Below are 12,192 nucleotides of genomic sequence, written 5' to 3'. Positions count from 1 at the left end.
CGCTCGCCTCATTCTGCCGCCCGGGCATCGTGCCGGGGCGTCTCCGTGGGAAGATGGGCTTTGGTCCAGGCCTCCATGCTTCCGTGGAAGACGCTCGCGCGGGTGATGCCGTGGGCGTGCAAGAGGCTTGTGGCTACCGCCGCGCGCCGGCCGCTTCCGCAGGTGACGATCAGATCGCGATCGCGGGGGATAGCATCGATCTCGGTGGTCAGGAGAGGCAGGGGGTGATGTAAGGCGCCCGGGATATAGCCCTGGCGCCACTCTGAGGCTCCGCGTATGTCGAGAAAGGTGGCCTCTTTGGCCTGCCACTTCTGATGCGCCTCTTCGATCTCCAGATGGGGCTGGGAGGTGAGCTCGGCCCGGGGGAGCGCCTCAAAGGGCAGAAACCCCACGATGGCGTCGTGGCCAACGTGAAGAAGCGCTGCGGCGGCGCGATCGGCCTCCATGCCAGAGCCGGTAATCAGTAAAAGCGGCTCGCGTTCGGGCAAGACCCAGCCCGACCAGGTCGCAAAATGCGGACCCAGGGGAAGATGCAGGCTCCCTTTGAGGTGCGCGCGCTGGAAGTCATCGCGGGGGCGCAGATCGAGCACCTTGAAGTCACCACAGAGCGCGCGTTGGATCAGGTGGGGGTAGGCGCGGGAGGGGCGGGCGGAGCGCTCGCGCAGCTCAAAGCCGTCGCGGTTCTCCTCCTTCATGCGTCGAAAGTAAGTGGGGGATTCGGGCTGCTCCGAGAGGATATGGTGGATAAAGCCCTGCGTATCGCCCTTTTGCACAAAGAGAGCCCACTCGGCACCGGCAAGTTCCATTGCCAGCGTGGTGGTGGGGAGCGCTCCGATGGACTTTCCACAGGCCGAGCCCGCCCCGTGCCCCGGCCACAGGGGGACCTCGTGCGGGAAGCGCTCCATCGCACGTTGGGCGCTCGCGTAGAGGGTGCGGGCGGCCTTCTCGCTTTGATTCTGCCCCAGACCGGTGGCGTCGATGAGATCGGGGCGGCCCAGCGTGCCCACGAAGAGAAAATCGCCGGTGAGCCCCGCGATGGCCTGCTCTCCGTCATAAAGCAAAAAACTCAGGTGCTCGGGGGTATGCCCCGGAGTGTGCACCGCTTCGATGGAACAGCGCCCCAGTTCGATGCGATCGCCATCGAGCATTGCCTGTGCATCAAGACCATCGAGCCCGCTGTACTGCCAGCTCTCATCGCCCTCGGCGCTATGCCAGAAACGCGCGCCGGTGGCGCGCGCCAGCTCACGGCCGCCGCTTAAAAAATCCGCGTGTAGATGCGTCTCGGCTACATCGGTGATCGTCAGGTCGTGCTCCCGTGCGAGCCTAAAGTAAGGCTCCAGATCGCGGCGCGGATCGACCACCAGCGCCTTCCCGGTATCCGAGCAGCCGATCAGAAAGGAGGATTGAGCGAGGTCGCTGTCGTAGAGGCGTTCAAAAATCATGAGGTCCCCGGAGGTGAACGTCGATTTTTTCTGGACAGGGGAGAACCTATGCACAGGTTTACTGCTCGCAAGTGCAGCGCTACAGGTTTTCAGGGGGGGGCTGCATGACCTAAACAGGAGGCGCGGGGCACCGAAGGCGATGCCCTATGCCTCCGAATCCAATTCTGGTCGGCCCGAAGGTATCAACGATGACAACCTGTCACGGTGAGGTGGGAGCAAGGCGATGCCATGTCGCAAAACGCCACCCCCTTGCCTTCGAGGCGATGGTCTGTGCCAACATGTCGCGTTTTAAGGCGTTGGAAGGCATCGTCGATACACCGCGCTGGCATGCGTGCCGGGGCCCGGCGATCGCGGATGTGCGATCGTTGACGTGTGAGGGGGCCGGGTTATCGTCAATTCCTTCCAGGAAGTGGTGATGGGTTGAGAACTCCGGCGCAGCCGCGCGGCGAATCAGGGAGCAACACGATGGTGGAGACGGTACATAACGAGCGGCTTGAGAAGGTGCCCAACGCGATGGTGGATCGCCTGGGAGCTGCCCGCATTGGGACCTACCGCGGGGAGTTGTCGGCGGTGCAGCTCGATCGCCTGCGCGGTGCCGAGGGGCTTGAAGGCGCGGCCGCCTTGATGCGGCGCAAACGCTGGCAGTACAGCGCGATCTGCACCGATGAGATCTTTATCGCTCAGGCGATCGTGCATGCCGGCTACGCCGCACACACCTTTATGTACGCCGTTGATCTGCTGGAGGAGCGCCCGGTGCTGCGTTTTGGCGGGCTGGGCGTGCCGGGGCTGCAGGTGGAGGTCGGCGATCGTCCCGGAGTCGGGCTTGCGGCTCACTACCGTCGTCCCGGCGCACATCTCTACACGCGTCGTGAGCCCCGCGGGGCGCCCTATGAGATGGGGGGGAGGCTGGGGGCGTGGGCTGCGCCGGCGTCTGGAAAGACCGATTTTCGAGCCGAACTGCACACCCGGGGTGCCGCTCCGGCGCTCACCGTGATCTCCCCGGTGCCTGCTCCCGGGCGTATTAACGTGACGCAGAAATGGACCGCGTTGCCCGTCAAAGGCCATCTCAAAGTGGGCTCGCGCTCCTACAGGCTCGACGGGGGGCTGGGCGCGCTGGACTACACCCAGGGGTATCTGGGCCGCCAGACCGCCTGGCGCTGGGCGATGGGCATGGGGCGTCTCCCTGACGGGCGTCGCCTGGGGCTCAACCTGGTTGAGGGGTTCAATGACACCCACCCCACCGCCAACGAGAATGCGCTCTGGGTTGGCGAGGAGCTCATCGGGCTTGGGCGCGCGCGCTTTGCCTTTGAGAAAAATCACCCCGAGCGTCCCTGGGAGGTGCAGACCACCTGCGGGCGGGTGAGGCTTGGTTTTCGCTCGATCTTTGTGCACCGCGAGGTGCGCAACCTGGGGCCGGTCCGAAGCTATTTTATCCAGCCCGCTGGTGTCTTTGAGGGGGAGGTCCGGGTAGGCTCGACCAGCTATGCGGTGCGCCTGGTGGGGGTGACCGAGGATCAGGATATCTGGTGGTGATCGCTCTTTAAGCGTCGTGCTGTGGCGCGCGCCGGGGGGCGGGAGTGTGCGTCCCGGCTCGGAAGTTGTAAGGGGCGGATGAGTGTGGGAGATTGCGCCCGAAGCGGGCGTCGTAGAGCGCTCTTTGAGCGGCCGCGGAGAGGTCGGAAAGCCGAGCCTTCGCGCCAACTTAGCACCTGAGGATGAACGTGATTTTTCGAGTTTCAACGAGCCAGCAAAAGCTGGTGGGGCGAGTGGATGAGGGCGAGGAGCTGGTGACGGAGCTCACGCGGATTTGCAGGAGTAATGGGGTGGCAGCCGCCGACCTGCGCGCCGTCGGGCAGTTCTCCGAGATCGAGCTTGCAGCCTTCGACCCGCGCCGTGGCGAGTACGTCAAAGTCGTGGAGGGAGAGGGGTATTTTGAGTTGGTGAGCCTCAACGGCAATGTCTCCACGCTGGGCGACGAGGTGGTGCTGCGTCTGGACGCGGTGTTCAACGCGCTGGGGCCGGCCGGCCCGCAGCTTGTGGCCGGGCAGCTGCGCCGGGCCAAAGCGCTGAGCGCCGAGTTTGTGATCGAGGTTTTTGGCGATCTGCGCATGAAGCGTCGTCTGGACACCGCCAGCGGTCGCCTGGATCTGGAGACGATCGAGCAGATTGAGCGCAAGGCGGAGCGCAGCGAGCCGGCTGCGCCAGCAGCGAGCGCGGCACCGAGCGCGCCGGCGACCAGCGCGCCGGCCGCCTCAACAGACGGCGCTCCGGGCCTCTCCTGGGCCGACGCCATCGCCGAGGCCGACTCCACCGAAACCCGTCGCGAGCAGGCCCGAAAGGGGCGCCCCGCCCCCAAGAAGCCCGCCAAAGCCGTCAGTTTTGATGACGAGCCGGAGGGCCCCTGGCTCAAAGCCGGCGACATCCTCGATCACCCCAAGCTCGGGCGCTGCCGGGTGATGAAGGTCGAAGATGAGGACTACTGCCACATTCGTCTGCCCCGCGGAAAGATCCGCAAGATGATGATGGAGGTCCTCGATATCCGCTTCGTTGGCGAGGAAGACGGCCGCAACGTCTTCGAAGCGCGAGTGCGAAGATGAGCTCGCGCTTTGCGCCAGATCGGGTACGCCAGCGCCTGGGGGAGCTGGGCTGGGAGCCGGCGGTGCATTTCGACCGGGTGCCGGGCCTGGAGGGCCGCCCGCTGCGCCAGGCCGCCGTGCTCGCGCCGCTCTGCGAGGTCGGCCAGAAGCTGCACCTGGTCTTCACCGAGCGCCCGGTCTCCATGCGTCAGCACTCCGGGGAGGTGAGCTTCCCCGGAGGTCGTCGCGACCCGGAGGACGAGCGCTTGAGCGACACGGCGCTGCGCGAAGCTCATGAGGAGATCGGGCTTTTGCCCGGCGATGTGGAGCTTTACGGGTCCCTTGTGCGCATGCCCACGATCAGCGGCTACGAGGTCACAACCTTTGTCGGGGAGTTCATTCACCCCTATGACCTGGTGGCCAACCCGGCGGAGATCGAGGAGATGTTTATGGTGCCGCTGGAGCACCTGGCCGATCCGGCGTTTCAGCGCGTTGAGACGCGCAGCTGGGATGGCGTCTCCTACGATCTGCATGTTTATGAGTTTGAGGGCCACACCATCTGGGGAGCGACCGGGTATATGGTGAGCGTGCTCCTGGATTTTCTGGCCGGTCGCCGCCTCGATGAAGGGCGGTGGACGGCGAAGTGAGGCGACTGTGGCGTTGAAGGTGGTGCTGGGCGTAAGCGGCGGAATCGCGGCCTATAAGGCCTGCGAGCTTGTGCGGGCGTTGGTCAAACGCGGCGACGAGGTGCGCGTGGTGATGACGCGTAACGCGCAGGAGTTTGTCACCCCATTGACCTTTCAGGCGCTGACGCAGCAGCCGGTGGGCGTGGCCACCTTTGATGCGGGGTATGAGGCGCAGATCGGCCATATTGAGCTCGCGCGTTGGGCCGATGTGGTGCTGCTCGCGCCGGCCACGGCCAACACCATTGCGAAGATGGCCCAGGGGATGGCCGATGATCTTCTGACGACGGTGCTTCTGGCCACGCGAGCGCCGGTGGTGGTGGCGCCGGCGATGAATACGCAGATGTACCTGCACCCCCGGGTGCAGGCGAACCTGGAGACGTTGCGCCAGACCGAGCGTCATCTGGTGATTGAGCCGGATGCCGGCGAACTTGCGTGTGGGGAGGTCGGCGCCGGGAGGTTGCCGGATCCGCCGGTGATTTTGGCGGAGCTCGATCGGGCGTTTTCCCCGCAACGTCTCAAGGGGAAGCGCGTGCTTTTGAGCGCTGGACCGACCCGCGAGGCGATCGACGCCGCACGTTTTCTGTCAAACCCGTCGAGCGGCAGGATGGGGTATGCGTTGGCCGCCGCTGCCCGCCAGCTGGGCGCGGAGGTGACGCTGGTCAGCGGCCCTACAGCTCTGGCGACGCCCTACGGAGTGACGCGCGTCGATGTGGTGAGCGCCGCGCAGATGCATCGGGAGGTGATGGCGCGCGCAGCCTCGGTGGATGTGGCGATGATGGTCGCAGCGGTCGCGGACTGGCGGCCGGCCCACCCGAGTGACAAAAAGGTGCCCAAGTCGCAGATGGCTGCCACGCTTGAGCTGGAGCGCAACCCGGACATCCTGGCCGATCTTGGCGAGCGATATGGCCATGGACGTCAGGGCGACGGTGACGAGCGTAGGCCGCTGGTGGTGGGGTTTGCCGCCGAGAGCCACGATGTGATCGAGCGAGCCCGCTCCAAGTGCGCCCGCAAGGGCGCGCACGCCATTGTGGCCAATCGTATCGGCGGGCCCACCAGCACCTTCGGGGCCGAGAGCGCCACGGTGCATCTTCTGGCTGGCGAGGACGAGCCGCAAACCTTCAGCGGCACCAAAACCGAGGTCGCCCGCGCGCTGTGGGAGGCACTCGCAGGGCATCTTCAACGTTGAGCGTTCGGGATGCGTTGGATTGGGTGATCGAGGGCGCGGGCCGTTGTGTTCGCGGTCGGATCTATGGTTAAACGAGAGCCGTGATGACGAAACGAGCGTACGTCAAAGCCCTGGTCGGGGATCTTCGCCGCTACCTGCAATGGCAGCAGGCCCAGGGTGTGATCGGGTCGAGCCCGGCGTCGGAAGCCGATCGCGCCGCGTTTGAGGTTTTTAAGGAAGCGCGCCAGGAGCGTCAGCTTGCGACGATGCGCGCAAACCTGGGCTCAGGCTCCTCGTCTTCGGGCCCCTTGCGCTCGCCAGATCGTGAGGTTTCTCGGCCAGGTCCGTCTCGCTCCCAACCCGCGGCAGCAGGGCCGCAGAGGCCCGAGCTGCAGGGGACGGGGCCTTCGCCCTCCTCGCAGCCTCAGCGGCCTTCGTTCAACGAGGCACCGGCGCCCACATCCGCGCCTTCGGCCCCCACCGCCGGGGGTAACTCCGACGCCGGCGCTCCGATCTGGGCGCAGCTCGGCGCCCGCACCATGCCCACCTTCCGTGGCGGCGCAAGCGGACCGGAACGCGGCGCGGCATCGCCCGCCCGGGACGCGCACACTAATGATCGCCGTGCCTCGTCGACGTCGTCCGGCCCCTCGCAACACCGAGCCCCCGCTAAGCCTTCGTCCTCGTCCTCGCCGCCGGTCTCGCTCAACGACGAGCCGCCTCCTTACGACGATTATGACGGTCCCATGTACGATGAGGTTGCCTACGAGGACTACTCCCACGAGGCTTTTGCCCCGGTCGACGCACCCGCTCCACGTGCCACTCCCGCACAGAACAGGCCCACACAGAACAGGTCTGCGCAGAAGTCGGCCGCGTCGATGACGCCGGCCGAGAAGATCGACTTTTTGCAAAACTACCTCGGTAGCTGCCGCCGCTGCGGCCTCTGCGAGTCCCGCACGCAGATCGTCTTTGGTCAGGGTAACCCCACCGCGCGCCTGATGTTCATTGGCGACGCGCCCGCCGGCGACGATGACCGCGCCGGTCGTCCCTTCGCCGGCGCTTCGGGCGAGCTGCTGAACGGTATGATCAAAGCGATGGGGCTCTCGCGGGAGCAGGTCTACATCGCCAACGTCGTCAAATGTCGCCCCGCGGGCGATCGGCGGCCGCAGGCCGGCGAAGTCAGCGAGTGCCTGCCCTTCTTGAAAAAGCAGATCGAGGTGGTGCAGCCCGAGATCATCGTGGCGCTGGGCGGCTTTGCCACCCTGGCGCTCCTCGGCCAGGCGGCGCGTCGCCCGGAGGTGCGCGGGAGCTGGCAGACTTTCGAGGGCATCGCGCTCTTGCCCACCTTTCATCCCGACGATCTGCTGCGTGATGGAAGCAAAAAGCGCCCGGCCTGGGAGGACCTGCAAAAGGTAATGAAGCGTCTGGGGTAAGGGGTTGGGTCGAGTTTAAAGTTCAATGAATTCAGTGGTTTATATGGTGGGTGTGCGGTGGCGATCGAGGTCGACGCCAGCCTGGCAGCCCGCCCGATACGTAAAGGAGCGAGCGTGAGCGAGCGACGTGGTCATGATCTGGGGTTGCATCGAGTCCTTGAGCCCGAAGGGGCGCTTCCGCAGGCTGCACAGCGCCTGGATGCCGAGAGCGAGGCTTTCGATAACGAAATCGTCATTGATGTGCAGACGCTCAACATCGATTCGGCCAGCTTCCACCAGATCATCGGCGAGCTGGGCCGCGATGAGGACAAGGTCGCCGAGCGGGTGTGCTCGATCGTCGCCGAGCGCGGCAAGATGCAAAACCCGGTCACCGGAAGCGGTGGCATGCTTCTGGGCACCGTCAAAGCCATCGGCAAAGACTACAAGGGACCGGTCGAGCTTAAGGTCGGCCAGCGTGTGGCTTCGCTTGTGAGCCTGACGCTGACCCCGCTTACGATCGACCGCGTCATCAAGGTGCACCTCGACGCCGACCAGATGGACATCGAGGGTACCGCCTACCTCTGGCCCTCCTCGCCCATTGTGGCGATGCCCGACGATCTGCCCGAGCGCGTGGCGCTCTCCGCACTCGATGTCTGCGGGGCCCCGGCGCAGACCGCGCGCCTGGTCGCCGGCCAAAAGCGCGTGTTGATCCTGGGCGCGGGCAAGTCCGGGATGCTCTGCGCGGCCAGCGCCCGCGCCACCCTGGGCGATCAGGGTAAGGTCTACGCCCTCGATCTTTATGACACCAACCTCAAACTGTTGCGTGAGGCGGGCATCGTTGACGACTTCCGCACCGCCAACGCCAGAGTCCCCACCGAGGTGCTCCAGGCCGTCGAATCGATGACCGGCGGGGAGCTGGTCGATGTGGTCATCAACACCTGCAACGTCAGCGGCACTGAGATGTCGGCGATTTTGCCGGCGCGGGACCGCGGCGTGGTCTATTTCTTCAACATGGCCACTGACTTCTCCCGCGCTGCGCTCGGCAGCGAGGGCGTGGGCAAAGACGTCGACCTGCTCATCGGCAACGGTTACGCCCACGGCCACGCCGAGCTTACCTTGAAGATGGTGCGCGAGTTTGACGTGGTGCGCAGCCGCCTGGAGTCGCTGACCGGGGAGGGCTGAGAGGAGCATAGGCGCCGCCCCCCGGCGGCGCTTGCACCCCGGCCCCGCAACATGCAGACTGCCTCGCCCAACTCGCCAGCGCCCTCTCGCAAGGGGCTGGCCCCGATGCGTTGGGGAGTAAATCGATTTCGGCATTCGTTTTGCCGTCGTGATCGAAAGCCCACAGGTGGGCTGCCCCGAACAGAATAACGAGAGCGAGATGAAGACCACAGATTCTGAAAGCAAGGTGCGCTGCTCCTTCTGCGGTAAAGAGGCCCGCGATGTGCAGAAGCTCATCGCCGGACCCAAGGTGCATATCTGCGATGAGTGCGTCTCCCTCTGCCGCGAGATCATCGAGGAAGACCGTCACCGCGAGCCCGAGAAGAAGAAAGAGCTCAAGGAGATGCGCCCCTCCCAGATCAAGACCTTCCTCGACGAGCATATCGTCGGGCAGGATCGCGCCAAGCGTGCGCTCTCAGTGGCGGTGTACAACCACTACAAGCGCATCCGCAGCGCGGAGCTGGAGGCCGCCGGTGCCGAGCCCCACGAAGAAGATGAGGGCGTGGAGCTGACCAAGGGCAACATCCTGCTCATCGGTCCTACCGGCAGCGGCAAGACCCTGATGGCACAGTCGCTGGCCAAGAAGCTCGACGTGCCCTTCACCATCGCCGACGCCACCAGCCTCACCGAGGCCGGCTACGTGGGCGAAGACGTTGAAAACGTCGTCAAAAACCTCTGGCTCGCCGCCGACCGCGATGTCGAGCGCGCCAGCCGCGGGATCGTCTGCATCGACGAGATCGACAAGATCAGCCGTCGCGGCGATAGCCCCTCCTCCACCCGCGATGTGGGCGGTGAGGGCGTGCAGCAGGCCCTCTTGAAGATGGTGGAATCCTCGCGCGTGATGATCACCCCGGAGGGCTCGCGCAATCGGCCGCAGCAGGAGTTCATTCAGGTCGACACCGGCAATATCCTCTTCATTGCCAGCGGCTCCTTCCAGGGCCTGACCGACATCATCGCCCGACGCATCGGCAAGAGCCAGATGGGCTTTGGTGCCGACTTCTCCAAGCGCCTGGAGAGCAGCAACGATTTGCTGCGCCATGTGCGCCCCGAAGATGTGGTGAAGTTCGGGATGATCCCTGAGTTCGTGGGCCGTTTCCCGGTGATCGTGGCCTTTGACGAACTCAGCGAAGATATGCTCGTCGAGATCCTCTGGAAGCCCAAAAACAGCCTGGTCAAGCAGTACCAGAAGTTGTTTGAACTCGAGAACGTCAAGCTGCGCTTCAACCAGGACGCGATGGTGGCGATCGTGCGCGAGGCGATCAAGCGCAAGACCGGCGCCCGCGGGCTGCGCGCGATCATCGAGGAGGTTATGCTCGATATCATGTACGAGCTGCCCAGCCTGGAGAACGTGCGCGAGTGCGTGATTACCGAAGAGAGCGTGCTGCATCGCGAGAAGCCGATGTTGGTCTACGAGAAGCAGAGCGCTTAAAGGATCCCGGGTGATCGAGCCCTCCGAGCATTATCAAAAGATTCACGTGCCGCCCGGTGGCGTGTTCACCGGGCTGCGCGAGTACGCCTGCGATGGGGCGGTGGTGCGCGCGCGGGTGGGAGGTAGCGCGGAGGAACCCCGGCTGGAGACCTGCGAGATCCTGGAGTTGCACGATCTCAACGTGGGACAGCGCCGCACCCGCCATGATGTGGGGGCGTTTTTACGCCGCTGCCTGCGCAGGTTGCAGCGTGACGGGCTGATTCTGGTGCTTGGAGAGCAGGTGCTCACCATCCCGGGCGACCAGATCGAGGTTAACCGGGTGCGTTTCCAGCAGTTTTGCTCCCGGGCGCAGGCCTCCGGCCCCTTTACCTCATCAGAGCCGGTGCTGTAGTAGCCACACGTCAGAAGATGGGGTGGGGCGATGACCTGCCGATGGCGATGTTGATGGTAAGAGATGGGGCGGGTGGTCCGAGATGATGAGCAGGTGGCGCGGCGATGGGTGAAGGTAATCAGTACATGTTGGGGAGCCTGGAGCGGATCCATGAGCAGCTTCATCGCACCAGCATCTATGCGCCGGCATTGCGGGTGGTGATTCGCGATCAGGTGCCCGAGCGGGCGCAACCCTACGTTGAAAAGATCCTCGACGGGGAGGGCGTCTTCTGGGATGTGGCGCCGCTCAAGCAGGAAAGCTGGGAGGTGTACTCGGCGTTGACCGGGTTCTACAGCCAGTTTTTGCGTCTGGTCTGCCAGGATATTGGGCTGGATGTGTGGCCGGGCTGGCAGCGCTCCCGCTGGGTGAGCCTGGATTGGTACCCGATTGCGCGCGACCTGGGCTGGAAAGTGGCCTGCCGACCGCTGCGCGGGGTGTTTTTTCGCCACGCCCAGCCGGAGATGCCCGAGGCGGTGCGCTATCTGGCCAGCTGGCCACATGGCTGGCTGAGCTTTGACGAGTGCGAGGCGTACGCGCCTTACCTGGCTGAGCTGCTCGTGCGCCTGGGCCGCGAGGTGGGCCTGGAGTGGAGCGAGACGCAGTTGGAGCGCCGCTTCACGCGTCCGGGAGCGATGGATCGCGAGGCGCGTTTTGACCTCTTTAACACCTGTGCCGATCGCGATACCCCCCAGGTGTGGCAACTTCTGCGCGGGTGGGCACTGCTCGAAGCGATGCGCGAGGCTATCCTGGATGGTCGCGATCTGATTTCGCTGGGGTACTAGGACCCCGAATCCTCACAACGTTCTAACACCACTGTGCTCCCTGGCGCCTTACCCGCGCGGGGCGAAGGTATGTGTGATGGCCCGAAAAAAGCGCGATATTCGACATGTGGAGCCGACCTTTAAGGGGTGGGCGGTGCCCGGTCCGCTGCCCGATGTGGCGCGGATGATGGCGTTTGAAGCTGGCGAGGGCGAATCGCTCGACGCGCTCAGCGGTCATTTTCGCATCTTCCAGCTCAAGAAAGGCCATCGTTTCTCCACCGACGACGTGCTCACCGCCTGGTACGGCACGTCCTGGTGTCCGAGCGCCGGTACGGTGCTGGATCTGGGGAGTGGCATTGGCTCGGTGGGAATGACGGCGGCCTGGCGCTTGCGCGGCGCGCGCTTTGTGACCGTCGAAGCGCAGCAAGAGAGCGTGGCGCTGGCGCGCCGCTCAGCGGCGTACAATGGCCTGGAAGATCGCTATGAGATTCGCCAGGGCGACTTTCGCGATCCAGAGGTTCTGGCCGAAGATGAGCGTTTTGACCTGGTGCTGGGCAGCCCGCCCTACTGGCCTTTGAGTGATGGCACCCAGGGGGACCACCCTCAGAAGGTGGCGTGCCGTTTTGAGGTGCGCGGCTCGGTGGCCGACTATGCCGAGGTGGCTGCCGCCCACCTCAACCCGGGCGGGGTCTTTGCCTGCGTCTTTCCCGTGGACAGGCCCCAGCAGAAAGTGCGTCCCTGGGAGGCTGCAGACAACGCAGACATGACCATCGTGCGCTGGCGACCGGTGATCTTCCGCGAGGGGAATCCCCCGCTTGTCGGGCTCTTCGTGATGATGCGAAACGCCGATCTTCCCGAGACCGTGCGCGGGCAAACCTGGGAAGAGCCACCGCTGATGATTCGCGACGCCGATGGCGAGGTTCACCCCGAGTATCGGGCGGTGAAGATGAGCTTTGGCTTTGCGCCGCTCGGCTAAGAGGAAGAAAGGGTGGGAAGGCGGGCATAAAAAAACGTCGAAGCCGAGGGACGATGGGGACCCTCGGGCTTCGACGAATTCACACGACGCCGGCTCT

11 protein-coding genes are annotated in these 12,192 nt (G+C 64.8%); 10 read left to right on the top strand and 1 reads right to left on the bottom strand.

The annotated features are described in order from the left end of the window. Positions 1-8: 8 nt before the first annotated feature. Positions 9-1,442, bottom strand: coding sequence for an MBL fold metallo-hydrolase (locus tag EA187_RS13325; protein ID WP_127780580.1), 1,434 nt, complete (start codon positions 1,440-1,442; stop codon positions 9-11). A gap of 465 nt (positions 1,443-1,907) precedes the next feature. On the opposite strand from EA187_RS13325, the gene EA187_RS13320 reads away from it, so the two are divergent. The 10 genes from EA187_RS13320 to EA187_RS13275 all read left to right on the top strand — a co-directional run bounded on the left by EA187_RS13320 (position 1,908) and on the right by EA187_RS13275 (position 12,095). Beyond that, a complete protein-coding gene (locus EA187_RS13320; RefSeq protein ID WP_127780579.1) occupies positions 1,908-2,975 on the top strand; it encodes a DUF2804 domain-containing protein in 1,068 nt (355 codons plus the stop codon). A 182-nt stretch (positions 2,976-3,157) separates the two neighbouring features. Next, positions 3,158-4,039 (top strand): PPC domain-containing DNA-binding protein, encoded by an 882-nt coding sequence (locus tag EA187_RS13315; protein ID WP_127780578.1) that lies wholly within the window; start codon positions 3,158-3,160, stop codon positions 4,037-4,039. Further along, complete coding sequence (locus EA187_RS13310) at positions 4,036-4,665, top strand: NUDIX hydrolase (RefSeq protein WP_115605480.1); 630 nt, start codon at positions 4,036-4,038, stop codon at positions 4,663-4,665. The genes EA187_RS13315 and EA187_RS13310 overlap by 4 nt, the downstream gene beginning before the upstream one ends. Next, a complete protein-coding gene (gene coaBC, locus EA187_RS13305) occupies positions 4,640-5,890 on the top strand; it encodes a bifunctional phosphopantothenoylcysteine decarboxylase/phosphopantothenate--cysteine ligase CoaBC (protein ID WP_127780577.1) in 1,251 nt (416 codons plus the stop codon). Before EA187_RS13310 ends, coaBC begins: the two co-directional genes overlap by 26 nt. 83 nt (positions 5,891-5,973) lie before the next feature. Next, complete coding sequence (locus EA187_RS20645; RefSeq protein ID WP_206524332.1) at positions 5,974-7,299, top strand: uracil-DNA glycosylase family protein; 1,326 nt, start codon at positions 5,974-5,976, stop codon at positions 7,297-7,299. Positions 7,300-7,413: 114 nt separating this feature from the next. Further along, positions 7,414-8,460, top strand: coding sequence for an L-erythro-3,5-diaminohexanoate dehydrogenase (kdd, locus tag EA187_RS13295; RefSeq protein WP_127780576.1), 1,047 nt, complete (start codon positions 7,414-7,416; stop codon positions 8,458-8,460). A 199-nt stretch (positions 8,461-8,659) separates the two neighbouring features. Continuing rightward, on the top strand, positions 8,660-9,928 hold the full coding sequence (gene clpX / locus EA187_RS13290; protein WP_127780575.1) for an ATP-dependent Clp protease ATP-binding subunit ClpX: 1,269 nt from the start codon (positions 8,660-8,662) through the stop codon (positions 9,926-9,928). A 10-nt stretch (positions 9,929-9,938) separates the two neighbouring features. Beyond that, positions 9,939-10,319, top strand: a complete 381-nt coding sequence (locus EA187_RS13285) for a hypothetical protein (protein ID WP_115605476.1) — start codon at positions 9,939-9,941, stop codon at positions 10,317-10,319. Between the two features lie 104 nt (positions 10,320-10,423). Continuing rightward, a complete protein-coding gene (locus EA187_RS13280) occupies positions 10,424-11,140 on the top strand; it encodes a hypothetical protein (RefSeq protein ID WP_115605475.1) in 717 nt (238 codons plus the stop codon). A 76-nt stretch (positions 11,141-11,216) separates the two neighbouring features. Then, positions 11,217-12,095: a tRNA1(Val) (adenine(37)-N6)-methyltransferase gene (locus tag EA187_RS13275; RefSeq protein ID WP_127780574.1), complete on the top strand. Its 879-nt coding sequence runs from the start codon at positions 11,217-11,219 to the stop codon at positions 12,093-12,095. Positions 12,096-12,192 lie beyond the last annotated feature (97 nt).

The organism is Lujinxingia sediminis (assembly GCF_004005565.1).
Lineage (GTDB): Bacteria > Myxococcota_A > Bradymonadia > Bradymonadales > Bradymonadaceae > Lujinxingia > Lujinxingia sediminis.
Note: the sequence above shows the minus strand (reverse complement) of the source record. Positions and strands in the feature narration are given on the sequence as shown.